The organism is Arthrobacter nitrophenolicus (assembly GCF_045833485.1).
Classification (GTDB): Bacteria; Actinomycetota; Actinomycetes; order Actinomycetales; family Micrococcaceae; genus Arthrobacter; species Arthrobacter nitrophenolicus.
This window is the reverse complement of the sequence record NZ_CP174504.1, coordinates 2,142,358-2,168,880: the sequence shown is the minus strand read 5'-3', so window position 1 is coordinate 2,168,880 and position 26,523 is coordinate 2,142,358. Positions and strand designations below refer to the sequence as shown.

Here is a 26,523-nt window from a genome sequence, read left to right as displayed (position 1 = left end):
GGGCTTATGCCCGCCCCGAAAGCCCTGCGCCCCTTTGCCCACCGTGAGTACCGGGTACTGATCGCGGCGCTGGCCATCTCGATCTTCGGGTCCGGGATGTGGGCCGTGGCCATGGTCTACCAGGTGATCCAGCTCGGCGGCGGGCCCCTCGAGCTCTCCCTGGTGGCGGCCGCCGGAAGCGTCGGGTTGGTGGCCTTCGTTCTGGCCGGCGGCATCGCAGCCGACCGGATCCCGCAGCGCCAGCTGATCATCGCCGTCGAGGGCGCCAACCTGGCAGTCATCGCCGCCATCAGCGGACTGGCGATGACGGGCTGGCTGCAGCTGTGGCATGTCGCTGCAGGCGCGTTCGTCCTCGGCGTCGGTGCCGCCTTCTTCTTCCCGGCCTATTCGGCCATCCTGCCGCGCATCCTGCCTGCCGAGGACCTGCTGGCTGCCAACGGCATGGAAGGCACCATGCGCCCGGTCCTCCAGCAGGCGGCGGGCCCCGCCGTCGCTGGCATCCTGGTGGCCGCGCTCTCGCCGTCGCACGCGGTGACGGGCGTGGCCATGTGCCACCTGCTGGCCTTCATCGTGCTGAACTTCCTGGCCCGCCATACCCTGGCGGGGCACCCCGGCGGGCATCCCGATGGGGCGCAACGGAAACAGTCCTTCTTCCATGACCTGCGCGAGGGCGTCGGCTACACGCTGCGGACGCCGTGGCTGCTGTGGACCCTGATCTGGGCATGCATCTCGGTGCTCTTCCTGATCGGCCCCATCGAGGTGCTGCTTCCGTTCGTGGTGCGCGACCAGCTGGGCGGCGATTCCAGCATGTTCGGCTTCCTGCTGGCCATCATGGGTGTCGGCGCGGCGCTGGGTTCCCTCGTCACCGCCTCGCTCCGGCTGCCCAGGCGCTACCTCACGGTGATGATGGTGTCCTGGGGAACCGGCAGCATGCCGCTGGCCGCCGTCGGGCTCATGGACAACTTCTGGGTCATCGCGGCAGCCCTGTTCGTGTGGGGCGTGACCGGCAGCGTGGGCATGGTCATCTGGGGAACGCTGCTCCAGCGGCGGGTTCCGCCGCACCTGCTGGGCCGGGTCTCCAGCCTCGATTTCTTCGTCTCGCTGGCGCTGATGCCGGTGTCCATGGCCCTGGCCGGCCCGGCCGCGGAGGTGCTGCCCATCTGGCTGATCTTCCTGGTGGCCGGCGGCGTCTGCCCCGTCATGGCGGTCATCGCTTTTGCCGTCGCCAGGATGCAGGCCGACGAACTCACCCACCCCCTGGACCGGGAACCGGAAGTGGAACGCTCGACGGCGGCAGGAGACTAAGGCGGCCGTCCGGCCGCCGCCTCCTCCCGCCGTCGGACGTCAGCTCTTGCCCCGCACTACCGGGATGCTTGCCGTGGGAAGGCCGCTCGGGAAGACGGTGGGCTCCGGCTCGGTGACCGGATCCAGGGCTACCCGGACGGGATCGTCGCCGACGGTTTGCACCTGCCCGCGGACGTCCACCTCCAGCGGTTCGCCTTCCTGGACGCTGAGCGTGATGGAGCCGGCCGTGAGCTGGACCAGCAGCAGGCGGCCACGGATCTTGAGGTGGAAGGTCAGCGCGTTCCATTCGGCCGGCAGCCGCGGATCGAAGTACGGCGCGGGACCCTGGTCCCGCAGGCCGGCAAAGCCGCACACGAGCGAGCTCCACACCCCACCGGTGGAGGCGATGTGGACGCCGTCGATCGTGTTCCCGTGGGTGTCGTCCAGGTCGATGAACACGGCGTTCGTGAAGTGCTCCAGGGCCTCCTTGGAGTAGCCCACCTCGGCCGCCATGATCCCCTGCACGCAGGCGGACAGGGTGGAATCGCCGGTGGTGATGGGATCGTAGAAGTCGAAGGCGCGCTGCTTTTCCTCGGCCGTGAAGTCCTGCCACTGGAGGAACATGGCCAGGACCGTGTCCGCCTGCTTGAGGACCTGGTGGCGGTAGATCACCAGCGGGTGGAAGTGCAGCAGCAGCGGGTACTTGGACCGCGGCGTGGTCCAGTCCCAGGCCTCAAGGGTCATGAAGTCGTTGTCCTGGGAGTGCACCTGCATCCGGTCATCGAACGGCAGCTGCATCAGGTCGGCGGCGGCCTCCCAGAGCTGGCGTTCCTCCTGGGTGATGCCGGCGTGCTCCAGGGCGGCAGCGGCCCGCAGATTGAAACGGGCCATGACGTTGGTGTACAGGTTGTCGTTGACCACTGCCGTGTACTCGTCCGGGCCGGTGACGCCGTGGATGTGGAAGAGCCCGTCCTTGCCGAAGAAGCCCAGTGAGATCCACATGCGGGCGGTCTCGATCAGCAACTCGGCGCCCATCCCGTCGCGGAACGCGGTGTCGCCCGTGGCCCACAGGTAACGGTTGGTGGCGAAGGCGATAGCGGCCGCGATGTGGAACTGGGCGGTGCCCGCGGCGTAGTAGGCGCTGGCTTCCAGCCCGTTGATGGTGCGCCATGGGAACAGCGCCCCGTCCACGCTGAGTTCCTTGGCCCGGATCTTCGCCTCAGGCAGCATGCCGTGCCGGAATTCCAGGACCTGCCGGGCGCCCTCGGGGTTGGTGTACGTCATGTACGGCAGGAGGTACACCTCTTGGTCCCAGAAGTAGTGGCCCTCGTAACCGGAACCGGTCACGCCCTTGGCCGGGATGCCGGCCACGCCTGCCCGCGCGGTTGCCTGGGCCAGCTGGAACAGGTTCCAGCGGATGGCCTGCTGCAGCTGCGGGGTGCCGCCGTCCACCACGATGTCCGAGGTGGCCCAGTAGCGGCGGTAGTGGTCTTCGCTTTCGGCAAAGATGTCCTGGACCGGCCGCAGCCCCGCTTCAGCCGCGTCGGCAGCATCTGCGGCGGGGTCCTGGACCGCGGCGCCCGCGGCGTAGCTGACGCTCTTCTCCAGGGTGAACGGCTGGTCCGGGCTCACCGCCAGGACATACCTGACGGTGCTGTCATCCTGGTCCACCACGGTCTCGAACGGCTGGTAGCCGGTGGAGGTCCAGTGGTCCACGGCGATGCCCACGCGTTGCTTGGATTCCGCGGCTTCCCAGGCGAGCCGGAGCGATCCGTCGCCGCCGTCGAGCCGCAGCGGCAGCAGCACGCGCCCCGCGTGGCGGCCCGCGCGGCGCGGATCATGGACGGAGTGGTCCTCGACCGGCTGGTCCTGCCGGTTGATGACGGAGGAGGTCACGTCCAGTGACACATCCTGGTCCGTGGCGACGGAGAGGGAGATGCCCAGGCTGCCGCGGGACGCGAAGCCCACTGCCCGGCGTTCGGTGGTGGTCACGGTGGCGCCGGAGCGGCACTGCCATGTGATCCGGCACTCGTACACGCCGGTGGCGAAGTCGAGGGTCCGCCGGTAGTCGACCACCTCGGATTCGGCGAGGCTGAGGGCCTCTCCGTCAACAACTACCGTGAAGTTGTTGGCATCCGGGATGTACAGGATGCGCTGGCCCGTCCGGGCGAAGCCGAAGGCGTTTTCGGCGTGCTTGATGTCCCAGATTTCGTGCAGCCCGTTGATGAAGCTGCCCGGCAGCTCGGCGTCCGCGGCGGCCCAGTGCGCGCCGCGGATTCCCAGGTGCCCGTTGCCGAGCGCAAAAAGCGTCTCCAGGGTACCGGCGTCGCCCGGCTCGTGGCGGGCTTCGACGAGCTGCCAGGGGTTATTCGGGAACCGCTCGCGGTCCGCGGTGATGAGTGCCATGGTGTTGGGGTCCTTTTGGCGTTACTGAGCTGCCGGCTGTGCCGGCAGATGTTATTCGAAGGGGGTGCGGCGCCTGGATGGCTGCTGCGGGGGAACAGCTGCCGTCCTGCCGCCAGTGGCTAGGGAACCAGTTCCTGCAGGTCCTGGACCACCAGCGTTGCCCCGGCGTCGAGGAGGGTCTGCCGGCCGGCGCCGCGGTCCACACCGATGACCGAGTGGAACGCTCCTGCCTGGCCCGCCTGGACCCCGGATACGGCGTCCTCCACCACGACGCATTCCTCGGTGGGGAGGCCCAGCAGCCGGGCAGCGTATTCGTAGGTGGCGGGGCTGGGTTTGCCAGGCAGGCCCTCCTTGGCAGCCAGCACGCCGTCCACCACCACGGCGAAGTGGTGGCTAAGCCCGGCGGCTTCCAGGACCGCCGGCGCGTTGCGGGAGGAAGAGACGACGGCGACCTTCAGCCCGCGTTCCAGCGCGGCCTGGAGGAAGCGCACCGAGCCCTCGAACGGTTCGACGCCGCCGCTGACGATGTCGTTGAAGATGCGGTTCTTCCGGTTGCCCAGGCCCTGGACGGTGGAGTTTGCAGGATCATCGTCCAGGGGACCTTCGGGAAGCACGATGCCCCGCGAGGCCAGGAAGTCGCGGACGCCGTCGAAGCGCGGCTTGCCGTCGATGTGGTCGAAGTAGTCGCTTTCGCGGTAGCCCGCCACCTCCGGCTGTGAGGCGAGGTAGCCTTCAAACAGTTCCTGCCAGGCCTGTTCGTGCACGGTGGCCGTGGGGGTCAGCACGCCGTCCAGGTCGAACAGGATGGCAGAAGCGCCGGTCCAGGCGGCAGTCTCTGTTGCAGGCAATGCAGTCATGGGCGGTTTGTCCTTTCAGACGGCAGGCAGCCGTGAAGACGGAGTGTGGGGGAGGTGGCTTCGGCGCCCGGATGACCAGCACAGGCGGCTGCCGGCGAAAATTGCTGCGGCGCGCAGGTCCCTGCTGGTCCAGATACGTCTTCCATCATGTGCCCGTTGCCAGTGAAGGACAACTTGGCGGAACGGAAACTTTCAGCCTCATGCTGCCGTGGGGTGCCCGCCCGGGCCGGGACGGCACCGGCGCATCGCCCCGGCTTGCTGCCTGCATGTCCTTCGCCTCCTTGTCCGCCCAGTTCAAGGCCACACTAAGGGCCGTAGACGAGTGTAAGCGCTTACAAATTTGGCTGGCAACTGTTTTTTTGCAACTGCTGGCGCCAGCCTGGATGTGACGGAATTCGCAGGGCTGAACGCCGGGTTTCCGCGCTCAGCGGAGGATGTAGTGGCGGAGGAAGGCGCTGACATCCACCATCTCGGCCTTTGACATCGCATGCCCCATTCCGGGATACGTCCGGCTGGTCAGGAGGGTGTTCTTCTCAAGCCAGTCAGCGGTATAGGCGGTGGCGTCGTCGTTGATCACCAGGTCCGCCTTGTCGCGGCCCCAGAAGAAGGGCGGCTTTGGGTCGAAGGAGTCTGTCAGGGCGAGCAGTTCATTGTTCAGGACGAAGCCGGACAGTCCCACCACCGACGCATAGGCCTGCGGGTGCAGCCGCAGCAGCGTACTCGCCATGGCCATGCCCTGCGAGTACCCCATCAGGCTGACGCTCGTGTGCTGGCCCCTGACGGCATTGACCCACCCGTGAACGGCATTGGTGGCGGAGATGACATCGGCGAAGTCGTTGACCAGGAAATAGTCCAGCAGGAACCAGCCGTAATGGTCGCCAATCGGCATGGGCGCGCGAAGGGCGGCGCAGGTGAATTCGGGGGGAAGGTAGTCGAAGAGCCGGACCATGCGGGACTCGTCCGTGCCGTAGCCGTGCATCATCACCAGCAAAGGCGTGCCTGCCCGCTGGTCCTCGGGCTTGGACCACACAACCGTTTCCATCGCACCAGCCTAGCCAGCCGTTACACAGATGAGACGCGCAGCGGCCCCCAAACCGTTGATCAGGGTCCCGCCGGGCTGTAGCGTTCGAATTAACTGACAGCATGCTTAGCATCTGTCGCGGGCTAAGCCAACGCCCATCCTCGACCAGAAGGAGCAAGACATGAGAATCGGATCCTCCATTTTCCTTATCGCCCTCGGCGCCATCCTGGCCTGGGCGGTAGCCCCCGGCCTCATCCCCTTCGTGGACCAGGTGCTCATCGGCTACATCCTGATGGCCGTGGGCGTTATCGGGCTGATTGCCTCCCTCATCCTCGCCCCCCCGGGCCGCAGCCGGCGCGTCAGTGAGACCCGCTCGGTGGTGGATCCGAACACCGGCGAGCGCATCACCCGCAACGAAAGCCGGGACGGCGGGCTTTAGCCCAGCGGAAGCGCAAACAGCAGGAAATGTCCGGGCACCGAGTGCCCTTCACTCCCGGAAAGCCGGGCCGGACCGTCATGGTCCGGCCCGGCTTTCCCCTTGGAGCGTTGACCGGGAGGGCGGCAACTCTCGAGTGGAAGGGCGGCATTTTGTTTCATGTTGGTTTCCATTGACAAACCAACAGAAGCAAAGATAAAGTCAAGTAACCCAACATCATGTGATGCCAGTCACCCCAGGCTTCGGAAGCCCAGGGCAGCGGCACCGAAAATCCCAGCACCAGCAACCTACGCAACGGAGGGTATGTGTTCGCCGAGGAGCGCCAGCAAAAGATTGCCGAGCTTGTTGCCGGCAGCGGCCGGGTCAGCGTGACCCACCTGGCCGAGCGCTTCCGCATCACTACCGAAACCGTCCGCCGGGACCTGGCCACCCTTGAGACCGCAGGCACAGTACGCCGCGTCCATGGCGGCGCCGTGGCGGCAGACCGATTCAGCACCACCGAGGAAAGCATCACCGAGCGCGCCATCCAGCGGCCCGACCAGAAAATCAGGATCGCAGAGGCCGCCCTGGCCCTCATCCCCCGCAATAAGGCCGCCAGCGTCCTGCTCGACGGCGGCACCACCACCGAAGTCCTGGCGGACATGCTTTCCCGCCGCCCCGCTGCCGAGCCAACCGATTCAGCAGAACCCCGGCCCGAACTCGTGGCCATCACCCACGCCGTCCCCATCGCGGCCAAACTCTCCAACGTCCCCGGCATAGCGCTGCAGATCCTGGGCGGCCGGGTGCGCGGCATCACCCAGGTGGCCGTGGGCCAGGCCACCGTCGACGCCGCGGCAAGAATCCGCCCGGACATCGCCTTCGTGGGCACCAACGGCATCCACGCGGATTTTGGCCTCAGCACTCCCGATCCTGAAGAAGCCGCCGTCAAGGCAGCCTTCGTCCATTCGGCACGCCGCATTGTGGTGCTGGCCGATTCCTCAAAGCTGGACACGGAAACCCTGGTCCAGTTCGCCTCCCTGAAAGACCTGGACACCTTGATTACAGACAGCGAACCCGGACCTGAACTGGCAGCCGCACTGGAAGAAGCCGGCGTAGACGTGGTGATCGCATGATCGTCACCTTCACCGCCAACCCCAGCCTGGACCGCACCGTGGCCCTGCCCGGCCCGCTGGAACGCGGCGAAGTGCAGCGCGCCGTCTCCGTCAGCCAGGAGTCGGGGGGCAAGGGCGTCAACGTTTCCCGCGCCCTGGTGGCCTCCGGCCTCGAATCCATGGCTGTGCTCCCGGGTGCGGACAGCGATCCCGTCCTTGCCGGCCTCCGTGAGAGCGCCGTGCCGTTCGCCTCGCTGCCCATCGACGAGCCGCTGCGCACCAACGTTGCCCTGACCGAGCCCGGCGGCGTGACCACCAAGATCAACGAGCCCGGCCCCATCCTGGATGCAAACCAGCAGGAGGCCCTGCTCAAGCTGCTCCTGGAGACGTCCCGCGGTGCCAGCTGGGTGGTCCTGGCCGGTTCCCTGCCGCCGGGCTTCCCGGCTGATTTTTACGCGACGGCGGCCCAACGCCTGCGTTCATCCGCCGACGGCGCGTCTCCGGAACGGACGCCGCTGATCGCCGTCGACTCGTCCGGCCAGCCACTCGCCGCAGCCCTCACCGGCGGCGCGGCCGGCATGCCGGACCTCCTCAAGCCCAACGCCGAAGAATTGGCAGAGCTGGCCACCGCGGCCGGCTTTGCCCCGGCCACCGCTGACGAACTGGAAGCGGACCCGGCGGCCGCAGCGGCAGCCGCTGCCGCCGTCGTTCGAGCGGGTGTGGGTGCTGTGCTGGCAACTCTCGGTTCCAAGGGAGCTGTCCTGGTAACGGCCGACGGCGCGTGGCTGGCCACGCATCCGCCGGTCTCCGCGGTCAGTACGGTGGGCGCGGGTGATTCCGCGCTGGCCGGCTATCTGCTCGCCCACGGCCAGGGTGCGTCCCCGGCCGATTGCCTTCGTCAGGCTGTGGCCCACGGTGCCGCTGCCGCCTCCCTGCCCGGTTCAACGGTTCCGGCAGTCCACCAAACAACCCCGGATGCCGTAACCATCACGGCCCTTCGAAAGGATTGACAGTGACTCAGCTCATCACCACTGAACTGGTCGAGCTCGACCAGAACCTGGGCAACGCGCCCGAGTCGGTGATCCGGCACCTGGCAGGCAAGGTAGCTGCCGCCGGACGCGCAACCGAGGTTGAAGGCCTCTTCGCCGACGCCTTCGCCCGCGAACAGAAGACCGCGACCGGTATCCCCGGCGGCATTGCCATCCCGCACTGCCGCTCGGCCGCGGTCACCGAACCCACCCTGGCCATGGCCCGCCTCAACCCGAAGGTGGACTTCGGCGCCAAGGACGGCCCGGCGGACCTGATCTTCTTCATCGCCGCCCCGGACGGCGCGGACCAGGAGCACCTGAAGCTGCTCTCCAAGCTGGCCCGGTCCCTCATCAAGAAGGACTTCACGGCAGCCCTCCGCAACGCCACCAGCCAGCAGGAGATCGTGGAGCTGGTGGACGGCGCCCTGGCTGACAAGCCGGCAGCCCAGGCCGCCGCTGCCCCCGTCGGCGCCGCGACGGCCGGAGCGGCTGCAGCCGGTGCCGGCGCCGCGGGTGCCGCTGCTGCCGGGTCCACTGCCACAGGTGCCGCCTCGCCGGCCGCTGCCTCCGGACCCAAGCGCCTGGTTGCCGTCACCGCCTGCCCCACCGGCATCGCCCACACCTACATGGCCGCCGATTCCCTGGTGGCCGCCGCGCAGGAAGCCGGCGTGGACCTGCAGGTGGAGACCCAGGGTTCCTCCGGCGCCAAGCCGCTGGACCCGGCCGTAATTGCTGCCGCCGACGCCGTGATCTTCGCGGTGGACGTTGACGTGCGCGGCAAGGAGCGCTTCGCCGGCAAGCCCGTCATCAACGCCCCGGTCAAGCGCGGCATCGACGAGCCGGCCAAGATGGTCCAGGAAGCACTCGCAGCGGCCACCGATCCGCACGCCCGCCGCGTTCCGCACTTCGGCGCCGAAGAGCAGGCCGAGCGTGCCGAGGCCGAAAAGGGTGAGCACATCGGCCAGAAGCTGAAGAGGGCCCTGCTCACCGGCGTCAGCTACATGATCCCGTTCGTTGCCGGCGGCGGCCTCCTGATCGCCCTTGGCTTCCTGCTGGGCGGCTACGACATCACCGATGTTGCGGACAAGGTGGTCCTGGAGAACAGCTTCGGCAACCTCCCCGAGGGCGGGCTCGCCGCCTACCTGGGCGCCGTGTTCTTCAAGATCGGCGCCCTGTCCATGAACTTCCTGGTGCCCGCATTGGCCGGCTACATCGCCTACGCCATCGCCGACCGGCCCGGCATTGCCCCCGGCTTCGTCGCAGGCGCAGTGGCAGGCTTCATGGGCGCCGGCTTCCTGGGCGGCATCGTCGGCGGCCTGCTGGCCGGCTACATCGCGCACCTGATCGGCACCTGGCAGGTGGCCCGCTGGCTGCGCGGCCTGATGCCCGTGGTCATCATCCCGCTGCTCGCCTCCATCGTGGCTTCCGGCCTGATGTTCCTGGTGCTCGGCGGCCCCATCGCCGGACTCACCACCGCCCTCAATGGCTGGCTGTCCGGCATGACCGGCGCGTCCGCCGTCGTCCTCGGAATCATCCTGGGCCTCATGATGTGCTTCGACCTCGGCGGCCCCGTGAACAAGGTGGCGTACGCCTTCGCCGTCGCCGGCCTGAGCGCCGGCAGCGCAGACAACCAGGCGCCGTGGCAGATCATGGCCACCGTCATGGCTGCAGGCATGGTTCCGCCGCTGGCAATGGCCCTGGCCACCGTTCTGGACAAGAAGCTTTTCTCCCTGGCCGAGCGTGAAAACGGCAAGGCCGCCTGGCTGCTGGGTGCCTCCTTCATCTCCGAAGGCGCCATCCCGTTCGCCGCTGCCGACCCGCTGCGCGTCATTCCCGCCAGCATGCTGGGCGGCGCCCTCACCGGCGCGCTGACCATGGCCTTCAACGTCACCTCGCAGGCCCCGCACGGCGGCATCTTCGTGTTCTTCGCGATCGGCAACGTCCTGATGTTCGTGGTCTCGATCATCGCCGGAGCCATCGTCAGTGCACTGGCCGTCATCGCGCTGAAGCGCTGGGCAGCCCCCAAGTCCACTGCTACGGTGGAAACCGTTCCAGCAACGGTCTGATCCGGTCCACCCACTACTACCCCGGCACAGCAACACAGCAAGCCGCAAGACAAAGGAGCAACAATGCCAGAACGCACCGCAACCGTCGCCAGCCGCGTGGGCCTGCACGCCCGCCCTGCCGCGATTTTCGCCGAGGCTGCCGGAGAGTTCGACCTTGACATCACCATCGCCAAGGAAGGCGAGCCCGCCGACGAGGCCATGGACGCGGCCAGCATCCTGTCGCTCATGAGCCTGGGCGCCTCCCACGGCGACAAGGTGGTCCTCCGCGCCGAGGGCGACGGCGCCGACGTTGCACTGGAGCGCCTGGTCCAGATCCTGGAAACGGACCACGACGCCGAGTAGCAGACACGCTGCTTTCAAGCACTGAACCGGCGGCCGCCGTCGGGCCTTCCCTTTGGGAAAGTCCGACGGCGGCCGTTTGGTTTAACGCGCCTGCCCGCCTGGCGGGGACGGCGGTCAGCCGCGCTCGGCGATCGCCTTCACGTCGCCTACCAGCTTGTCCCACATGCCCTTTGAGTGTGCGGCTGCCTCTTCCGTGGCGTTGTTGTCCTGGGCAAGCGTGAGCCGGGTCCCCTGGTCCAGCGCCTCGAGGGTCCAGGTAAGGGTGTGGTAGTTCTCCGGGATGTCCGCGTCGCCGCTGAGCGGGCTGTAGTGGGTGTGGACCAGCCGCTGCCCGGGTTCCACTTCCAGGATGAAGCCTTTGTCCTCGTAGTCCCTGCCCTCCCACCGGCCGCGCCACACGATGGGCCCGCCCACGGTCCAGTCGGTGACCACGTCGGCGCCGAACATGAACTCCTTGATGGCGGCAGGTTCGGTGATGACGTCCCAGACCCGACTGGCAGGAGCGTCGATGGTGACGGTCGAGGTGGCTACATGGCCGCCCGCCATCACTGCGCCTTCTTCGCCGTGAACAGGAGGTACTCCCATTCCATCTGGAAGGGGGTGTCGCCGTGGGCGTCGCCGAAGGAGTCGGCCAGTTCCGTGAGCGCGGCATCCAGTGCCTTGACCTTGTCCGGGTCCTCTCCGATGAACTTGTAGACCGAGATGGTGGGGCCGTAGTGGGACTTGAAGTAGCGGACGAAGTCGGCCGGCTGGTGGAAGCTGCGCACTGCGAGGGTCTGCTTGCGGGCCTTGGCATCGGTGATGCTGCCGCCCAGCAGCTCCCTGATGTAGTCCTCGGTGCCCCAGAGGGGCGCGGGCTGCGCGCCGGGCGGGGGCGGCGGCGCGAAGGGTTTCATGGTGGCGAACATCCGGCCGATGAATCCTTCCGGCGTCCAGCCCAGCAGTCCGATGGTCCCGCCGGGTTTGCAGACACGGACCAGCTGGTCGGCGGCTTTCTGGTGGTTGGGCGCGAACATGACGCCCAGGCATGACATCACCACATCGAACTCGGCGTCCCCGAACGGCAGCGCCTCGGCGTCGGCCTCCTGCCAGTCCAGGCTCACTCCCCTGTTCGCCGCCTCCCGGCGGCCAGCCTCGAACAGCTCGGGGGTGAGGTCACTGGCCACGACTTTGGCGCCCATCATCGCCGCCGGAATGGCGGCATTGCCGGAGCCTGCCGCCACGTCCAGTACGCGGTGGCGGGACGTGATTCCGCAGGCTTCCACCAGGATGGCGCCAAGTTCCAGTAATAGCTCATCCGCCAGGGCCGGGTAATCCCCGGACGCCCACATGGCCCGCTGCTTCTGCTTGAGAGCCCGGTCCGCCTCCGCCGCTTCCGTTTGGTCGTTCATGTCCGCGCCCCTCTGCCGTTCCGTTCGGGATGACTGGCAGCACGCTGTGTGCACAGCGGAGGCTGCGATTCAGCCATTGTGGACGTGCGGGCACTGGCTGTAAAGGGACCTGCGGGATTATGCGGGTTTGCGGGCTTTGCTGGCGGCGGGCTTCGACGCCGTGGTCTTTTCTGCCGACGTCTTGGTGCCCGTGCTCTTGGTCCCCGCGGCCTTGGCCGCCGTCGTCTTCGAGGCTGCAGCCTTGGTGCCGGACGTTTTCGTGGCGGCCGGTTTGGACGCCGTGGACTTCGAGGCGGTGGACTTCGAGGCGGTGGTCTTCGCCGTCGTGGATCTTGCAGTGCCGGACTTGGTGGTTGCGGATTCCGCAGACTTCGCGGCGGAAGACGCGCGCGATCCCGAATCCCTGCGGGCAGGCTTGGCCGGCACCTCTTCTTCCTCTTCCCCGTCCGAGTCCCCGGCAGCGGCAGCTGCCCCGCCCCCGCGCTTCTTGTCCAGGCTCCGCTTCAGCGCCTCCATCAGGTCGATGACTTCGCCCTTGCCGCCTTCGCCCGCTTCCACGCCGAAGGTTGCTTCCGTATCCAGCGACTCCCCCTGCTCAAGCTTGGCCTCGATGAGCGTGCGCAACTGGACCTGGTAATCGTCAGTAAAGGATTCGGGATCGAAGTCCGCCGCCATGGACTCGACCAGCGCGGCGGACATCTCCCGTTCCTGGGGGGAGATCTTGATGGACGTGTCCAGGGCGGGGAAGTTGGCTTCGCGCACCTCGTCCGGCCACAACAGCGACTGCAGGACCAGGACGTCGTCCTTGATGCGCAGCGCGCCCAGCCGCGTCTTCTCCCGCAGCGCGAACTGCACGATGGCCACCCGGTCCGTGTCCTCCAGCGCCCGGCGCAGCAGCACGTACGCCTTGGGCGACTTGGAATCCGGCTCCAGGTAGTAGCTCTTCTCGAACATCATGGGTTCCAGCTGCTCGGACGGGACGAACTGCACCACCTCGATCTCGTGGCTGTTCTCCGCAGGAATGGACTTGAGCTCATCCTTGGTGAGGATCACCGTCCGGCCGTCTTCCTCGTACGCTTTCTCGATGTCCGAGTAGTCGATGACCTCGCTGCACACCTCGCACCGGCGCTGGTAGCGGATCCTTCCGCCGTCGGCATTGTGAACCTGGTGCAGACTGATGTCATGATCCTCAGTGGCGCTATAGACCTTGACGGGCACGTTGACCAGCCCGAATGCAATGGCACCCTTCCAGATGGCTCTCATTCCTACAGTCAACATCAGTCCGGGCCGGAGGTGAAGACCCATGCCCGCGGGTAAGGAGCGTGTCCGGGTGGCGGGCCGCGAACTCACGCTCACCAACCTGGACAAAATCATCTATCCGCAGACCGGAACCACCAAGGCGGACGTCCTGGCCTACTACGCCGCCGTGGCCCATGTCCTGATTCCCGCCGCCGCCAACCGGCCGGCAACCCGGAAACGCTGGGTCAACGGGGTGGGCACCGCGGAGCATCCCGGCGAAGTGTTCTTCCAGAAGAACCTCGAGGATTCGGCCCCAGGCTGGCTGCCGCGGGCCGCCGTCACGCACAAGGACCGGACCATCTACTACCCGCTGGTCAACGACGCAGCCACATTGACGTGGTTCGGCCAGATCAACTCGCTGGAAATCCACGTGCCGCAGTGGTGCGTGGATTCGCACGGCAACCAGCTGAACCCGGACCGCCTGGTCCTGGACCTGGACCCGGGTGAGGGCGCGGGCCTGCCCGAATGCCGCGAGGTGGCCCTGCTGGCCCGGTCCATCCTGGAGGACGTGGGGCTGGACCCTGTGCCCGTCACCAGCGGCAGCAAGGGCATCCACTTATATGCGCCGCTGGACGGGACCCAGAGCTCGGACCAGATCTCCGCCTTCGCCCGGGAACTCGCCCGCGCCCTGGAGGCCGACCATCCGGACCTCGCCGTCAGCGACATGAAGAAGACGCTCCGGAAGGGCAAGGTGCTGGTGGACTGGAGCCAGAACAACGCCGCCAAGACCACCATCGTGCCGTACTCGTTGCGGGGCCGGCCCACGCCCATGGTGGCCGCGCCACGGACGTGGCGGGAGATCAGCTCCAGCCGGCTGAAGCACCTGGACTACCACGAGGTCCTGCGCCGGGTGCAGGACGGCAAGGACCCGTTCGCCGCCGTCGTCAGCGCGTCCGGGCAGCCGGCCAACTCCCCCTCGGGCGCCGGTGCCCACGGAGGATCGAAGCACGGCGGGTCCAAGCACAGCAGGCCGACGCAGGGCGGGTCAGCGGCGGGCTCCGACGGGCACGACGCGAATCCCCGCCTGGCCAAGTACCGGTCCATGCGTGATCCGAAGGCCACGCCGGAGCCCTTCAGCGGCGCGGCGGGAAGCGGCGACGCCTTTGTCATCCAGGAGCACCACGCCAGCAGGCTGCACTACGACCTCCGCCTGGAGCACGACGGCGTCCTGGTGTCCTGGGCCATCCCCAAGGGCGTCCCCGAATCCGGGGGCAAGAACCACCTGGCCGTGCAGACCGAGGACCACCCGATGGACTACCTCACGTTCCACGGCACCATCCCCAAGGGGGAATACGGTGCCGGTGAGATGACCATCTGGGATACCGGCACCTATGAGCTGCATAAGTGGATCAACGGCCGCGAGGTCATCGTCACCCTCCACGGTTCGGAGGGAGGCGGGCTGGGCAGTCCAAAGAAGTTCGCGCTGATCCACACCGGCCGCGGCCAGGGCAAGGATGCCGAGGGGCAGTGGCTTATCCACCTCATGGACAAGGAGCAGGCAGGCGGACGACGGCGGTACGCGGCCCCCGCGGACGCCATCACCGAGGCAAGCGCCGCCCCCTCCCCCACAGATTTCAGCCCCATGATGGCCACTGCCGGCGACGAGGCAGACCTGCAGGGCAGCAACTGGCAGTTCGAGCTCAAGTGGGACGGAGTGCGGGCCATCCTCGTGGCCGACGCACAGCGCGTCCGCATCTTCAGCCGCAACGGCAACGACGTCACCCGCACCTACCCCGAGCTCACGGACCGTTCCTGCTGGCCGGAGCAGCCCTTCGTGGCCGACGGCGAGATCGTCGCCGTCGGCGGGGACGGCAGGCCCGACTTCGGGCTGCTCCAGGGACGCATGAAACTCAACCGGCCTGCCGACGTCGCAAAAGCCCGCACTGCCATCCCGGTCCGGCTCGTCCTCTTCGACCTGTTGTCCGACGGCGGAACGGACCTCCGCCGGCTGCCGCTCAGCAAACGGCGCGAGCGGCTGGAGGGGTTTTACCGCCCGTCCGGCTGCCCCGTGGATCTCTCGCTCGTGCTGGACGACCGGATTGACCACATCCTGGAGAGCGCGCGCGAGCTGGGGCTCGAGGGTGTCATGGCCAAGCGGACGGACAGCCGATACGTGAGCGGGCAGCGGACCCGCACCTGGATCAAGCTCAAGATCGAACAGACCCAGGAAGTGGTGGTGGGCGGCTGGCGCCCGGGCAAGGGCGGCCGCCAGGACACGGTGGGATCGCTCCTGGTGGGCATCCCCGACGGCGACAAGCTGCAGTACGTGGGCCGGGTGGGCAGCGGGTTCAGCACCCGCGAGCTCGCCGAACTCCGGCAGACGGTGGAGCGGCTGGCCAGGAAGACGTCGCCCTTCCACGAGGTCCCCCGCCCCGATGCCGCGGACGCGCACTGGGTGGCGCCGCAACTGGTGGGTGAGGTGACGTACAGCGAGTGGACCGGCCCCGGACGGCTGCGGCATCCACGGTGGCGCGGCTGGCGGCTGGACAAGGATCCGTCCGAGGTAGTCCGCGAGGCGTGAGGCGAACCGGCAACGCGAAGAATCATCCGCGACACGAAAATTTGTCCCCGGCACGAAAATTGCCTGGCGCCCCCAAATAATGGGATCGCCAGGCAATTTCCGTGTCGATAGCTGCTGCGGCCGGCCCTAGGACGAGTGCGGCATCTGCGGCCTGCTGGTGCGGTGCACGGCCGTCACCGCTGCCTCGTGGCCCATCCGTCCCTGTCCGGAGCCGCGCTCCTTCGGGTGCCGGCGCTTCCCGTTGCCGTCCGGCCACGAGGCCTGCTTGGGCATTGCGGTCCTGCCGGCCATCGCCGGTCCGGGCAGGTCCGGGGCGTTCATGGCCGCCGCCAGGTGGTCTGCCAACTCGGGTTTGATGTGGGTTTCACGGTTGTCAGCCATGTGATCTTCCTTTCCGCAGTGAACTGATGTGTTGCCCGGCGGCCCGGCGGCCCCCGGGGAACCGCTGGACGTGCCAGCGGAGTTGCGCAGCCGGCCTGCTGCCGGGACATCCCCGGCTCACGGTGCGCAGGCCTGAAAGGAACGGCGGGGTGCAGCCGGACTCTGTCCGGGCACACGGGTCCGCCTGCTTAAGAAGAAGGTTTTTCCATTGCTCCACCATAGGCACCCGGCAGCCGCCTGTGAACCCCTTTGCACCCGGTTTTGGAAAGCACGACGGCGGCGTCCGGGCCGGGCCGGAATCGCAGCCTTTAGGGCGGGCAGGAGAGCGTGGCCCCGGTCACACTCACAGTGGGGACGTCCGTCAAAAGCGGCTGGAAAGGCCCCTGCGCGGAAAAAGATTTGGTAACGATGGCCACATGGGCGCATATTCCCTGTAATGGCGCGGGAAAAGCCGGGAAACGGCACCGCAAACAGCGCGCTCAAACGGGCCCAAAAGGGTCGATCCTACGGCATTCGGGGGCCGCGCGCCATGGAAATCCCGTAAAATTGAAGGCCTGCCCAGAGCGGGGCAGCTACAAGTCGCAAGCAAATGACCTCCACAGGAGTTGCCCAAATGCCCACAGACCGAAGCATGACCGACTCTTCAGCAGGCGCCAGGAACGCCAGCGGAACAGACCTGACAGCCCACAAAGCTGCGAAAAAACCACGCCGGCTGCCGCGCCGCCGGCTCAAGGAATCCGACGTCAACGTGGTGAACCAGCCGATGCTCAAGAAAGCACTCGGCGGAACCATCGTGGGCAACACCATGGAATGGTACGACGTAGGCGTCTTCGGCTACCTCATCACCACCATGGGGCCTGTCTTCCTGCCGGAGTCCGACCCCACCACGCAGACCCTGTTCCTGCTCGGAACCTTCGCTGCCACCTTCATCGCCCGTCCCCTGGGCGGCGTGATCTTCGGCTGGATGGGCGACAAGATGGGCCGGCAGAAGATCCTTGCCGCCACCCTTATGCTGATGGCCGCGAGCACGTTCGCCATCGGCCTGCTGCCCGGCTACGCGCAGATCGGGCTGTGGGCTGCCGGCCTGCTGGTCCTGCTCAAGATTGTCCAGGGCTTCTCCACCGGCGGCGAATACGCCGGTGCCACCACCTTCGTCAGCGAGTACGCCCCGGACAAGCGCCGCGGCTTCTTCGCCAGCTTCCTGGACATGGGCAGCTACCTGGGCTTCGCCCTCGGCGCCGCACTGGTCTCTGCCCTGCAGCTGGGGCTGGGACAGGCCGCCATGGAGGAATGGGGCTGGCGTATCCCGTTCCTGGTTGCCGGTCCGCTGGGCCTGATCGCTATCTACTTCCGGAGCAAGATCGAGGAGTCGCCGCAGTTCCAGGCCACCCTGGACGCCCAGGAGGACATCGCCAAGAACGCTGCCGCCTCCGATGACGCTGCTGCCAAGGGTCCGGTGGGAATCGTCAAGGCCTACTGGCGCTCCATCATCGTCGCAATGATCCTGGTGGCCGCCGCCAACACGGCAGGCTACGCCCTGACCTCCTACATGCCTACCTACCTCACCGAGTCCAAGGGCTATGACGAGGTGCACGGCACCCTGCTGACCATTCCGGTACTGGTGGTCATGAGCCTCTGCATCCCGCTGACGGGCAAGCTGTCCGACCGGATCGGCCGCCGGCCGGTGCTGTGGATCGGCGCGCTGAGCACGGTCATCCTGGCCACTCCGGCCTTTATGCTTATCGGCATCGGTGAAGTCTGGTCCACCCTGGCCGGCCTGGCCCTGATCGCCTTCCCGGTGACGTTCTACGTGGCCAACCTTGCCTCGGCGCTGCCGGCGCAGTTCCCCACGTCCAGCCGCTATGGCGCCATGGGCATCGCCTACAACTTCTCGGTGGCCATCTTCGGCGGCACCACCCCGTTCATCGTGGCGGCCCTGATCAGCGCCACCGGCAACGACATGATGCCTGCCTACTACCTGATGGGCACCTCCCTGGTGGGCGCCGTGGCCATCTACTTCCTGAAGGAATCAGCCCAGCGTCCGCTCCCGGGCTCCATGCCCAGCGTGGACACCCAGGACGAGGCCAAGGAACTGGTGGCAACCCAGGACGAGAACCCGCTGATCGACCTGGACGAGCTGCCGTTCGAAACCCAGGACATCCAGGACTCCGTTGCCGCCGGCAAGGACTCCCCGGACAACTCCACGGAGAAGAAGGTTCCTGCCGGGGTCTAGCCCCTCTTGTAGCCCGCGCTCACAAGGCCCGTCCTGCATGCCTCCTTGGGGGAGGCATGCAGGGCGGGCCTTCGCCGTGTCCGGGGACTGCGGCACGCGGATGTCCTTGTATGACCGCCCGCCGCCCGCGGACATGACTCCCGGGCAAGGGCCCGGGATAATTTCCGGGGGGACCGGGAGAAAACCAGGCAGCGGAAAAGACAGGGACGGTAGGACATGAAGCGCGTAGCGGAGCAGGTGCGCGCCCTCCACCGGCTGGAACCCGCCAGCAATGACCACCTGGCGGCGCTGCGGGTGGCCGCGGGGGTGGCGATCCCCTCGCTGCTCCTCCTGGCTGCCGGCCGGACGGACCTGATCATGTACGCGGTGTTCGGCGCACTGACCGGTATGTATGGACGGGCCGAACCGCACCAGCTGCGGCTCATCCACCAGGCCCAGGCTGCACTCGTGCTCCTGGGCGGCGTCACCGTGGGCGTTGTCCTGTCCGTCAACCACCTGCACTCCTGGTGGCTCGTGGCGGTGGAGGCCGTGCTCGCAGGACTGGGATCTGCCTATTCGGACCGGGTCCGGCTCCGGCCCAACGGCCCGTTCTTTGGCATCCTCGCCCTGGGCGCCTGCGCATCCGTTCCCATGGCGGTTCCCTGGTACGCCGCGCTGCTGATCGCGGCCGGCTCCGCCGCGTTCTCCATGGTTATCGGCTTCGGCGGCTGGTTCCGCCGCCGCACCTGGCAGCCGGGCGCCACAAGGAACCGGCAGGCCGGGCCAGGCCGCCGGGAGATGCTTACCCACGCGGCGAGGTATGTGCTGGCCGTGGGAGCGGCCGGAACACTCGGCGTCCTCAGCGGCAGCGGCCACCCGCACTGGGCGATGGCTGCGGCCGCCGTTCCCCTGGCGGGTGCAGACCTCCCCAGCAGTGTCCGCCGCGGCATCCACCGGATTGTGGGGACGTTCGTCGGGCTGGCGGTCACCGCCGTCGTCATTCTCCCGGAGCCGTGGACACTCACCGGGCTGTTCCCCGGGCAGCAGGCCATCCTGCTGGCAGTGCTGGTAATCCTGTTCCAGTTCACCACCGAGCTGTTCATGGCCCGCCACTACGGCTTCGCCATGGTGTCCTTCACGCCCGTCATCCTGCTGATGACCCAGCTCGCGTCACCCATCGACCCCGCGCTTCTGATCCTGGAACGCGGCGTGGAGACCCTGGTGGGGGCGCTGGTGGGAATCCTGGTGGTCATTGCGGTGCGCCGGTCCGGCACCCGGAGCCCCGCCGCCCTGCTGGGCCTGGGGACCCACGTCCGGCTTCCGCCCCTATTTCGGCTTCCGCGCGGGTCCCGCCACTAGCTTCGCCGGCGCCACCCGCGCCACCGCAGCCACCAGCTTGTACCTCTTGGACGGGATGGACACCGGCCGGCCGCGTTCGTTGTCCGCCAGGCCCTCGCGCACCACGCGGTCCGCGTGCAGCCACGCCCAGGAGGGGGCCACCGACTTGTCCATGCCCATCCGGTCGTGGAATTCGGTGTGGGTGAAGCCGGGGCAGACGGCGGTGACCTTGATGCCCTGCTTGCGGTACGCCAGGTTGGCCCAGCGGCTGAAGCTCACCAGCCAGGCTTTCGCCGCGGAGTAGGTGCCGCGCGGCAGGAACGCGGCGATGCTGGCCACGTTGATGATCCTGCCGCTGCGGCGTTCCAGCATGCCTTTGAGTGCGGCGTGCGTCAGCACCATGGCGGTTTCGCCGTGCAGTTTCAGGTGCTTCTTCTCCTCCGAGATGCGGTTGTCCTCGAAGTTGTGCAGCAGCCCGATTCCGGCGTTGTTGACCAGGAAGCCCACCGGCCGCTCCGGATCGGCGAGGCGTGCGACGACGGCGGCCACTCCGGCGTCGTCCGTCAGGTCGGCGGGGAGCACCTCAGCGGTGATCCCGTAGCGCCGTTCCAGGCCCGCCGCGGCTTCCTCGAGGCGGGCCCGGTTCCGCGCCACCAGGACCAGGTTGGTGCCCTGGGCGGCGAGCTGGCGTGCAAACTCGGCGCCCAGGCCCGCGCTGGCCCCGGTGATCAGTGCTGTGTTTCCGGAGGTTCTAGCCGTCATGCTGCAAGCCTAGCCACCTGCCGGGGCATCCTCAGGCGAAGCGGGCCAGCGGGTTCGCCAGGCGTCCGGCCATCTGCAGTCCTCCGGACGGGTCCGTGAGATCCAGCATCTGCTGGTTATTCCGGAGCTGGAGCCGGTTCAGGCAGGACAGCTCGAAGTCCGCCGCGAAGAGGTCGTGCCGGGCGAACTGGTCCGCAAGCTCCGGATGCTGCTCCTGGTACTCCTTGACGGCCGCGGCAGCGGTCCGCCAGAACTCCTCCTGGTCCAGGGTTCCCGCATCCTCCAGCAGCGCCGCCATGAACCGGAAGATGCAGTCGAAGATGTCCGTGAAGATGGCCAGGACTTTTTCGCCGTCCGGGATGGCGGCCTTGATCCGGGACACCTCGTCCGGAAGGTCCAGCCGGTCCCCCATCACCACGATTTCCTCGGCAATGTCCTTCATGACGGCCCGCACCGGCACCCCGTCCTGGAGGACCAGGATGACGTTCTCGCCGTGCGGCATGAAGGCCAGCTCGTACTTGTACAGGCAGTGCACCAGCGGCACCAGGTACGCCTCGAAGTAGCGGCGCAGCCAGTCCGCGGGGGCCAGCCCGGAGCGGTCAATCAGTGCGGACACCATCGGCAGGCCCTGCGCATCAACGTGCAGCAGTGAGGCCATGGTGGCCAGCTGCTGGCCGTCCCGGAGCAGTGGCAGCGGGCTTTCCCGCCACAGGGCTGACAGCATTTTCCGGTAGGGCGACCCGCTGGCCGAGCCGGCCTCGTAGTAGCCGTTGTGGTAGCCGAGGGCGGCGATCTCGCCGATCATGGTGAAGCCCCGCTGCTGCAGGGCGCCGTCCGCCTCGATCAGGTTCCGCAGCCAGTCGTTGATGGCGGGTGTGGCCTTCATGTACTGCGGCGACAACCCGCGCATGAAGCCCATATTCAGCACGGACATGGCCGTCTTGACGTAGTTCCGCGCCGGGGCGCTGGTGTTGAAGAACGTCCGGATGGACTGCTGCGCCTGGTACTGGTCCGTCCCCGTCCCAAGGTAGACGATGCGCTGGCCTGCTATTTCAGCCGCGAACGTCACGGTGAGCTTGTTCTCCCACTGCCACGGGTGGACAGGCATAAAGAAGTACTGCTCCGGGTCGAGGCCCTGCAGCTGCAGTTCGCTGGTGAAGTCCACTGCCAGCGGGCCGAGCTCGGCGTCCAGGTGCGCCCGGTAATCCAGCCCGGCGCTTGAGGTGAAGACCGCGTGGCTGCGGTGCACGGCGATCCATTCCAGCTGCACCGCCGCGCCGGTTTCCGGGGCGAAGGCGTGGTAGTCGCTGATGCCAAAACCCAGCCGGCCGTTGTTGGCCACGAAGCAGGGGTGGCCCTCGGTCATGCTCCGCTCGATGGCCTGGAAGTCGGCGGCAACGTCTGCCCCGCCGGTGATTCCGGCCGCGAGTTCCGCGGCGGACGGCTGGCCGGCCCACTGCTTGTACGCATGGCTGGCCAGGGTGCTGCTGATTTCCTCCAGGTAGACGGGGAGCATCTGGATGTTGATCCCCAGGTGCCCGTGGAACGCCGTGATGAAGCCCAGCACGTCCAGCGGCGCTTCGGTGCCGTCCTGGAAGTAGCGGATGGAAGCGGCATCGATGGACCAGTGCTCCAGCTCCAGGACGCGGGCTGCGAACCGGTACTCGTGGGTTCCGTCGCCGCTGCGCAGGCGGTAGCTGCCGGGCTCGCCGTCCACCGGTTCGGGCGTGAGGATCCGCTCGTGCGAGAACTCGGCGAGCGCCTTGCGCAGGAGGTGCCGGTTGGCCCTGCTCCAGCGCTCCGCATCCAGGTGCGGAGCGGCGTTCATGGTGCCGGCGCCGGGGGTGTGGCGGCGGGCGGGTGCGAAGGTGTTGGCCTGGACAGTCACAGTGATGCTCCCTGCGGAACGGGGGTGGAAAGAGTGTCTAGTGCCGCCCTGGCGGCAAGGTAGTCGGTGCGGGTGCAGAAGCTGAGCAGGGCTTCCTTGTCCGGCAGGGTGACCAGCCCGGCGGCCTGGAACCCGAGCCGTTCGTTGAGGGCGTGGATCCTGGTGTTCCGGGCATCCGGTTCCACCACCACCCGCTCCACCTCCGGCCGGTCAAACAAGCGGCCGAGGACGGCGTCCATCACCGCGGTGGTGTAGCCGGATTCGGGGTTTCCCGACGGCGGCGCAACCAGCAGGTGCATTCCGACGTCGCCGGGCTGGACGGCGTACCGGCCGGCCAGCGGCGAGGACTCCGGCAGGTACTCCTCCATCAGGAAGGCGGGGACGCCGCCGTCGAGCCCCAGCAGGGCGTGGTGGTGGCCGCTCGACTGGATTTTGGCGTACTCCTCCGCCACGTCAGCCACGCTGGCGGACAGCATCCCCCAGAACGAGGCGTACGGCCGGGTCACCCAGCTGTGCAGGAGCGGCGCGTCGGCCTGCGCGTCCAGGCAGCGGAACGTGAACCTCATGCGGGCACCTCCGCTTCAACGCCCGAAACCGTACCCGGCACGGCAGCACCGGCCGGGGAACCACCGGCCGGCACTGCGGCGGCCGGCGAACCGAACTGCTGGAACGCGATGCTCCGCTCCACGGGATAGACCTCGCGGCCGGTGATTTCCCGCAGGATGCAGGAGTTGCGGTAGGCGCCCATGCCCAGGTCCGGGGTCACGAAGCCGTGGGTGTGCAGCTCCGCGTTCTGAACGAAAATCTCACCGGGAACCACACCGGTGCTGTAGTTCCGGTCCACGTCGAACCTGCCGGCGCTGTCCCGGGCTATCCGGTCCTGCACCCCGGCCAGGAACGCCGGCTCCCGGTAGCCGTAGCCGGTGGCGAACACCACCGCTTCACTGTCCAGGGTGTAGGAGGCGCCCTGTTCGCCGTGGTGGAACTGCAGGGTGTGCGTGCCGGCGGCCGGGTCCCACTGCGCGCCGGTCAGGGTGGAGTGGGTCAGCAGCTGGCTGTTGACCATGCCGGAAAGGCTCTTGGCGTAGAGCAGGTCGTAGATCGCATCGATCAGGTCCGAGTTGATCCCCTTGTAGAGGTTCTTCTGCGTCTTGTTGAGGTGGTCCCGGCGCTCCTGCGGCAGTCCGTGGAAGTAGTCCACGTACTCGGGCGAGGTCATCTCCAGGGTCAGCTTGGTGTACTCGAGCGGGAAGAACCTGCCGGAGCGGGTCACCCAGTTCAGCTGGTAGCCATGGACGTCGGCTTCCTGCAGGAGCTCGTGGTAGATCTCGGCGGCGCTCTGGCCGCTGCCCAGGATGGTGATGCTGCGCCGCTGCTGCAGCTCGGCTTTCCGGGCCAGGTAGTCGGCATTGTGGAAGGCCACTCCCCCGCTCCTGTCCGCAGCACCGGCAACGATGTCGGCGCCTGCTTCCGGCACATACGGGGACGTTCCGGTTCCCAGCACCAGCCGCCGGGCGAACAGCACCTCCGTCCCGTCCGGACCCGACACCGTCAGGCGGTACACGCCGCCGTCGTACGCCGTATCCAGCACAGCCGTGCCAAAACGGACGGAGGCCAGCTGGCCCGCCACCCACTGGCAGTACTGGTTGTACTCGGCACGCAGGGGGTAGAAGTTTTCCCGGATGTAGAAGCGGTACAGCCGGCCCGTCTGCTTCAGGAAGTTCAGGAAGGAGTACGGCGAGGTGGGGTCCGCCAGGGTGACCAGGTCTGCCATGAAGGGCACCTGAAGATGGGCGGGTTCCAGCATCATCCCGGGATGCCAGTCAAAGGACTCGCGCTGTTCCAGGAAGATGCCCTCCACCCCCTCCACCGGCTCGGTGAGTGCGGCGAGGCCCAGGTTGAAGGGCCCGACGCCGATGGCGGCGAAGTCGTAGATCCTGCGGTTGTCATGGGTGCTCATGCGGATACCTCGCTCTGCAGCAGTCCGGCGCCGGTGGTGCGGAGGAGTCCGATGATTTCGGCGATGTCCTCGAGCGTTGCCTCGGCGTTGAGGAGGGTGAATTTCAGGTAGTGCCGGCCGCCCACCTTGGTGCCGGCAACCACGGCCTGGCCGGACGCGAAGACGGCCGCCCGGATGGCGGGGTTGATGGCGTCGGCGGTGTCCTCGGACAGCCGTTCACCGGTGTCCAGGACGGGCCGGTAGCGGAACACCAGGGTGCTGAGCTGCGGTGCGGCGGCGAGCTCGAAGTCGTCGTCGGCCTCGAGGAGGGAGCCCACGCGGGCGGCAAGGTCGATCGCCTCGTCGAACAGGGCCCCCACGGCGTCCGCACCCATGATCCGCAGGGTGAGCCACAGCTTGAGCGCGTCGAACCGGCGCGTGGTCTGGATGCTCTTGTCCACCTGGTTGGGGATGTCGGCCAGGGCGGCGCTTTCCGGGTTCAGGTAATCGGCGTAGTAGGTGATGTGGCGGAGCATGGCGGACTCGCGGACCAGGAGCGCGCTGGAGCTGACCGGCTGGAAGAAGGTCTTGTGGAAGTCCACGGTGACCGAATCCGCCAGGCGGGTGCCGTCCAGCAGGTGCCGGTAGCGTCCGGAGACCATCAGTCCGCCGCCGTACGCGGCATCGATATGAAACCATGCGCCGTAAGCCTTGGCGAGGGCGGCGAGGTCTGCGAGCGGGTCCACCGCGCCGAAGTCCGTGGTCCCTGCGGTGGCCACCACCGCCATGGCGGTCAGGCCGGCACCCTGGGCTTCCGCCATGGCCTCGGCGAGGGCCGCGGGGTCCATCCTGTGGTCGGGGGTGCAGGGGATGCTGATGACGGCGTCGAAGCCGAGGCCCAGCATGGAGGCTGACTTCTGGATGCTGAAGTGGCTGTCCGCCGAGGTGAAGATCCGCAGGGTGTCCAGCAGGGCCGGGAGGCGGAGGCCGCTGCGGGCCGGATCCTGCCGGAGCCCGGCAACCGCGTGGTTCCGCGCGATCAGCAGCGCCTGGAGGTTGGACTGGCTGCCTCCGGAGGTGAAGATGCCGTCCGAGTTGTCGCCCAGGTTCAGGCGCTCCGCCGTCCAGTCGATGAGGCGGCGCTCGATCATGGTGGCGCCCGCGCTCTGGTCCCACGTGTCCAGCGAGGAGTTCACCGCGGACAGGATGGCCTCGCCCACCAGGGCGGGGATCACCACGGGGCAGTTGAGGTGGGCGGCGTACTTGGCATCGTGGAAATAGATGGCGTCCCGGAGGTAGACGGCCTCGAGTTCCTGGAGCGCGGCCGCGGTGTCCGGGAGCGGTGCATCCAGGTCCACGGCGCCCACGCGCGCCTTCATTTCCGAAGGCCCGACGCCGGTGAACGGCCTGGTGGTGCGCTCCAGTTTGGTGGCCACCGCGTTGACGCCCTGCAGCACCTGCGCCACATAGCGGGGCGAGTTCCGTGCGTTGAACAGGTGGTTGGTTGCCCCCAGCGCGAGTTCCACCCGGGAGCCGAAGTCCTGCCCCGGCGGCTCGGGTTTTGTGTCCACACCGCTGCTGCGGTGGTCATCCACGGGTAACTCGTCAAGGCGGGGCATCAGCGACACTCGTCTTCCTTCGGTCAGGAGCTGGGGGAATTACAGAGGTAAGCCTTACTTAGGTGACCCTTTTAATCAAACTTTTGTGCTCTATTTCTCTTCAGCCCCGGAATTTCAAGGGTTCCGCCGCTCCTTCGTGCGTCATTGACTGGCACGCAGAGGGGGATCTAGCGCAAAATGCCCCTTCCGACGGCCGGAGGCGGGCAGGGCGCGGCCTGGCGGGCTTGCAGCTAGGGTGGACTCACGGCAGCACTGACCGCTGCGTCGAGATTTGGGGGAAGCAATGGAGCAGGCACCGTCGCAAGCCATCGGCTTTCGGGAAGTGGACCGGGACGGGAATCCTATGCCTGAGGACAACGAACAGGCAGCCCGCAACACCGAAGGCGGCAGCACGCCCGCCATCAACCCGTTCATCGCCGCCCTATGGCTCCTCACCGTCATACTCATTGGCGGCGGGGCGTGGATTTTCGCCAACGCGGACACCTTCGCGGGCCCGGGCAGCGGCGGCATGCCGGCGCAGTTCCTGGTGTTTACCTTTGCACCCTATGCGGTCTTCGCGGGGATTGCAGCGCTCATCAGCCTGCTGCTATGGCACGCGCTGCAGTGGCAGCGCAAGCGGGCGTAGGCAGCAGCTTCCGAGCG

General features: G+C 67.6%; 22 protein-coding genes. 10 read left to right on the top strand and 12 right to left on the bottom strand.

Translation table 11 applies throughout. The features are described from left to right. Positions 1-6: 6 nt before the first annotated feature. Positions 7-1,305, top strand: coding sequence for an MFS transporter (locus ACJJV6_RS10150; protein ID WP_407708847.1), 1,299 nt, complete (start codon positions 7-9; stop codon positions 1,303-1,305). A 39-nt stretch (positions 1,306-1,344) separates the two neighbouring features. Here ACJJV6_RS10150 and ACJJV6_RS10145 read toward each other — a convergent pair whose 3' ends face one another. The 3 genes from ACJJV6_RS10145 to ACJJV6_RS10135 all read right to left on the bottom strand — a co-directional run bounded on the left by ACJJV6_RS10145 (position 1,345) and on the right by ACJJV6_RS10135 (position 5,589). Continuing rightward, positions 1,345-3,690: a glycoside hydrolase family 65 protein gene (locus ACJJV6_RS10145; RefSeq protein WP_407708846.1), complete on the bottom strand. Its 2,346-nt coding sequence runs from the start codon at positions 3,688-3,690 to the stop codon at positions 1,345-1,347. A gap of 119 nt (positions 3,691-3,809) precedes the next feature. Then, on the bottom strand, positions 3,810-4,547 hold the full coding sequence (locus ACJJV6_RS10140) for an HAD family phosphatase (RefSeq protein ID WP_009359607.1): 738 nt from the start codon (positions 4,545-4,547) through the stop codon (positions 3,810-3,812). Positions 4,548-4,971: 424 nt separating this feature from the next. Next, positions 4,972-5,589 carry an alpha/beta hydrolase gene (locus ACJJV6_RS10135; RefSeq protein ID WP_009359609.1) on the bottom strand — a complete coding sequence of 206 codons (618 nt, stop codon included), beginning with the start codon at positions 5,587-5,589 and terminating at the stop codon, positions 4,972-4,974. 160 nt (positions 5,590-5,749) lie between these two features. On the opposite strand from ACJJV6_RS10135, the gene ACJJV6_RS10130 reads away from it, so the two are divergent. The 5 genes from ACJJV6_RS10130 to ACJJV6_RS10110 all read left to right on the top strand — a co-directional run bounded on the left by ACJJV6_RS10130 (position 5,750) and on the right by ACJJV6_RS10110 (position 10,531). Further along, the gene (locus ACJJV6_RS10130) at positions 5,750-6,007 is read left to right on the top strand and encodes a DUF6458 family protein (protein ID WP_009359610.1); all 258 of its coding nucleotides are present in this window, start codon (positions 5,750-5,752) and stop codon (positions 6,005-6,007) included. A gap of 302 nt (positions 6,008-6,309) precedes the next feature. Next, complete coding sequence (locus ACJJV6_RS10125) at positions 6,310-7,116, top strand: DeoR/GlpR family DNA-binding transcription regulator (RefSeq protein ID WP_133349337.1); 807 nt, start codon at positions 6,310-6,312, stop codon at positions 7,114-7,116. Then, the gene (locus ACJJV6_RS10120; RefSeq protein WP_009359612.1) at positions 7,113-8,105 is read left to right on the top strand and encodes a 1-phosphofructokinase family hexose kinase; all 993 of its coding nucleotides are present in this window, start codon (positions 7,113-7,115) and stop codon (positions 8,103-8,105) included. Before ACJJV6_RS10125 ends, ACJJV6_RS10120 begins: the two co-directional genes overlap by 4 nt. 2 nt (positions 8,106-8,107) lie before the next feature. Continuing rightward, the gene (locus tag ACJJV6_RS10115) at positions 8,108-10,189 is read left to right on the top strand and encodes a fructose-specific PTS transporter subunit EIIC (RefSeq protein WP_354176606.1); all 2,082 of its coding nucleotides are present in this window, start codon (positions 8,108-8,110) and stop codon (positions 10,187-10,189) included. A gap of 63 nt (positions 10,190-10,252) precedes the next feature. Beyond that, positions 10,253-10,531: an HPr family phosphocarrier protein gene (locus ACJJV6_RS10110; RefSeq protein ID WP_009359677.1), complete on the top strand. Its 279-nt coding sequence runs from the start codon at positions 10,253-10,255 to the stop codon at positions 10,529-10,531. A 114-nt stretch (positions 10,532-10,645) separates the two neighbouring features. Here ACJJV6_RS10110 and ACJJV6_RS10105 read toward each other — a convergent pair whose 3' ends face one another. From ACJJV6_RS10105 to ACJJV6_RS10095, 3 genes are all read right to left on the bottom strand, one after another. Beyond that, positions 10,646-11,077, bottom strand: a complete 432-nt coding sequence (locus ACJJV6_RS10105) for an SRPBCC domain-containing protein (protein WP_354176607.1) — start codon at positions 11,075-11,077, stop codon at positions 10,646-10,648. Beyond that, on the bottom strand, positions 11,077-11,922 hold the full coding sequence (locus ACJJV6_RS10100; RefSeq protein ID WP_354176609.1) for a class I SAM-dependent methyltransferase: 846 nt from the start codon (positions 11,920-11,922) through the stop codon (positions 11,077-11,079). Before ACJJV6_RS10100 ends, ACJJV6_RS10105 begins: the two co-directional genes overlap by 1 nt. Before the next feature lie 117 nt (positions 11,923-12,039). After that, on the bottom strand, positions 12,040-13,185 hold the full coding sequence (locus ACJJV6_RS10095) for a Ku protein (RefSeq protein ID WP_009357732.1): 1,146 nt from the start codon (positions 13,183-13,185) through the stop codon (positions 12,040-12,042). Positions 13,186-13,225: 40 nt separating this feature from the next. Here ACJJV6_RS10095 and ACJJV6_RS10090 point away from each other — a divergent pair, with 40 nt between their 5' ends. Further along, complete coding sequence (locus ACJJV6_RS10090; RefSeq protein ID WP_354176610.1) at positions 13,226-15,742, top strand: ATP-dependent DNA ligase; 2,517 nt, start codon at positions 13,226-13,228, stop codon at positions 15,740-15,742. A gap of 126 nt (positions 15,743-15,868) precedes the next feature. Here the strand turns inward: ACJJV6_RS10090 and ACJJV6_RS10085 are convergent, their stop codons facing one another. Continuing rightward, positions 15,869-16,123 (bottom strand): hypothetical protein, encoded by a 255-nt coding sequence (locus ACJJV6_RS10085; RefSeq protein WP_009357733.1) that lies wholly within the window; start codon positions 16,121-16,123, stop codon positions 15,869-15,871. A 613-nt stretch (positions 16,124-16,736) separates the two neighbouring features. Here ACJJV6_RS10085 and ACJJV6_RS10080 point away from each other — a divergent pair. After that, positions 16,737-18,356: an MFS transporter gene (locus ACJJV6_RS10080; protein WP_009357734.1), complete on the top strand. Its 1,620-nt coding sequence runs from the start codon at positions 16,737-16,739 to the stop codon at positions 18,354-18,356. A gap of 216 nt (positions 18,357-18,572) precedes the next feature. Further along, positions 18,573-19,694 carry an FUSC family protein gene (locus ACJJV6_RS10075; RefSeq protein ID WP_009357735.1) on the top strand — a complete coding sequence of 374 codons (1,122 nt, stop codon included), beginning with the start codon at positions 18,573-18,575 and terminating at the stop codon, positions 19,692-19,694. On the opposite strand, the gene ACJJV6_RS10070 is transcribed toward ACJJV6_RS10075, so the two are convergent. Genes ACJJV6_RS10070 through ACJJV6_RS10050 form a run of 5 tightly spaced genes read right to left on the bottom strand, consistent with a single transcriptional unit; the run spans position 19,662 to position 25,881 of the window. Beyond that, positions 19,662-20,435 carry an SDR family oxidoreductase gene (locus tag ACJJV6_RS10070; protein ID WP_009357736.1) on the bottom strand — a complete coding sequence of 258 codons (774 nt, stop codon included), beginning with the start codon at positions 20,433-20,435 and terminating at the stop codon, positions 19,662-19,664. The two genes, ACJJV6_RS10075 and ACJJV6_RS10070, sit on opposite strands and share 33 nt — an antisense overlap. Before the next feature lie 31 nt (positions 20,436-20,466). After that, entirely contained in the window at positions 20,467-22,263 is a 1,797-nt protein-coding gene (locus ACJJV6_RS10065) for an IucA/IucC family siderophore biosynthesis protein (RefSeq protein ID WP_052014082.1), read from the bottom strand. A gap of 56 nt (positions 22,264-22,319) precedes the next feature. After that, positions 22,320-22,889 (bottom strand): GNAT family N-acetyltransferase, encoded by a 570-nt coding sequence (locus tag ACJJV6_RS10060; RefSeq protein WP_009357738.1) that lies wholly within the window; start codon positions 22,887-22,889, stop codon positions 22,320-22,322. Further along, positions 22,886-24,283, bottom strand: a complete 1,398-nt coding sequence (locus ACJJV6_RS10055) for a lysine N(6)-hydroxylase/L-ornithine N(5)-oxygenase family protein (protein WP_354176612.1) — start codon at positions 24,281-24,283, stop codon at positions 22,886-22,888. Before ACJJV6_RS10055 ends, ACJJV6_RS10060 begins: the two co-directional genes overlap by 4 nt. After that, entirely contained in the window at positions 24,280-25,881 is a 1,602-nt protein-coding gene (locus ACJJV6_RS10050) for an aspartate aminotransferase family protein (protein WP_354176663.1), read from the bottom strand. Before ACJJV6_RS10050 ends, ACJJV6_RS10055 begins: the two co-directional genes overlap by 4 nt. A 343-nt stretch (positions 25,882-26,224) precedes the next feature. Here ACJJV6_RS10050 and ACJJV6_RS10045 point away from each other — a divergent pair, with 343 nt between their 5' ends. After that, positions 26,225-26,506: a hypothetical protein gene (locus ACJJV6_RS10045; protein ID WP_152419554.1), complete on the top strand. Its 282-nt coding sequence runs from the start codon at positions 26,225-26,227 to the stop codon at positions 26,504-26,506. The last annotated feature ends 17 nt before the right edge of the window (positions 26,507-26,523 follow it).

What these genes read in the sequence shown, in the direction of transcription:
- ACJJV6_RS10150 (WP_407708847.1), top strand. Translation starts at nt 7, where the DNA reads ATGCCCGCCCCGAAAGCCCTGCGCCCCTTTGCCCACCGTGAGTACCGG.
- ACJJV6_RS10145 (WP_407708846.1), bottom strand. Translation starts at nt 3,690, where the DNA reads ATGGCACTCATCACCGCGGACCGCGAGCGGTTCCCGAATAACCCCTGG.
- ACJJV6_RS10140 (WP_009359607.1), bottom strand. Translation starts at nt 4,547, where the DNA reads ATGACTGCATTGCCTGCAACAGAGACTGCCGCCTGGACCGGCGCTTCT.
- ACJJV6_RS10135 (WP_009359609.1), bottom strand. Translation starts at nt 5,589, where the DNA reads ATGGAAACGGTTGTGTGGTCCAAGCCCGAGGACCAGCGGGCAGGCACG.
- ACJJV6_RS10130 (WP_009359610.1), top strand. Translation starts at nt 5,750, where the DNA reads ATGAGAATCGGATCCTCCATTTTCCTTATCGCCCTCGGCGCCATCCTG.
- ACJJV6_RS10120 (WP_009359612.1), top strand. Translation starts at nt 7,113, where the DNA reads ATGATCGTCACCTTCACCGCCAACCCCAGCCTGGACCGCACCGTGGCC.
- ACJJV6_RS10110 (WP_009359677.1), top strand. Translation starts at nt 10,253, where the DNA reads ATGCCAGAACGCACCGCAACCGTCGCCAGCCGCGTGGGCCTGCACGCC.
- ACJJV6_RS10105 (WP_354176607.1), bottom strand. Translation starts at nt 11,077, where the DNA reads ATGGCGGGCGGCCATGTAGCCACCTCGACCGTCACCATCGACGCTCCT.
- ACJJV6_RS10100 (WP_354176609.1), bottom strand. Translation starts at nt 11,922, where the DNA reads ATGAACGACCAAACGGAAGCGGCGGAGGCGGACCGGGCTCTCAAGCAG.
- ACJJV6_RS10095 (WP_009357732.1), bottom strand. Translation starts at nt 13,185, where the DNA reads ATGAGAGCCATCTGGAAGGGTGCCATTGCATTCGGGCTGGTCAACGTG.
- ACJJV6_RS10090 (WP_354176610.1), top strand. Translation starts at nt 13,226, where the DNA reads ATGCCCGCGGGTAAGGAGCGTGTCCGGGTGGCGGGCCGCGAACTCACG.
- ACJJV6_RS10085 (WP_009357733.1), bottom strand. Translation starts at nt 16,123, where the DNA reads ATGGCTGACAACCGTGAAACCCACATCAAACCCGAGTTGGCAGACCAC.
- ACJJV6_RS10080 (WP_009357734.1), top strand. Translation starts at nt 16,737, where the DNA reads ATGCCCACAGACCGAAGCATGACCGACTCTTCAGCAGGCGCCAGGAAC.
- ACJJV6_RS10075 (WP_009357735.1), top strand. Translation starts at nt 18,573, where the DNA reads ATGAAGCGCGTAGCGGAGCAGGTGCGCGCCCTCCACCGGCTGGAACCC.
- ACJJV6_RS10070 (WP_009357736.1), bottom strand. Translation starts at nt 20,435, where the DNA reads ATGACGGCTAGAACCTCCGGAAACACAGCACTGATCACCGGGGCCAGC.
- ACJJV6_RS10065 (WP_052014082.1), bottom strand. Translation starts at nt 22,263, where the DNA reads ATGAACGCCGCTCCGCACCTGGATGCGGAGCGCTGGAGCAGGGCCAAC.
- ACJJV6_RS10060 (WP_009357738.1), bottom strand. Translation starts at nt 22,889, where the DNA reads ATGAGGTTCACGTTCCGCTGCCTGGACGCGCAGGCCGACGCGCCGCTC.
- ACJJV6_RS10055 (WP_354176612.1), bottom strand. Translation starts at nt 24,283, where the DNA reads ATGAGCACCCATGACAACCGCAGGATCTACGACTTCGCCGCCATCGGC.
- ACJJV6_RS10050 (WP_354176663.1), bottom strand. Translation starts at nt 25,881, where the DNA reads ATGCCCCGCCTTGACGAGTTACCCGTGGATGACCACCGCAGCAGCGGT.
- ACJJV6_RS10045 (WP_152419554.1), top strand. Translation starts at nt 26,225, where the DNA reads ATGCCTGAGGACAACGAACAGGCAGCCCGCAACACCGAAGGCGGCAGC.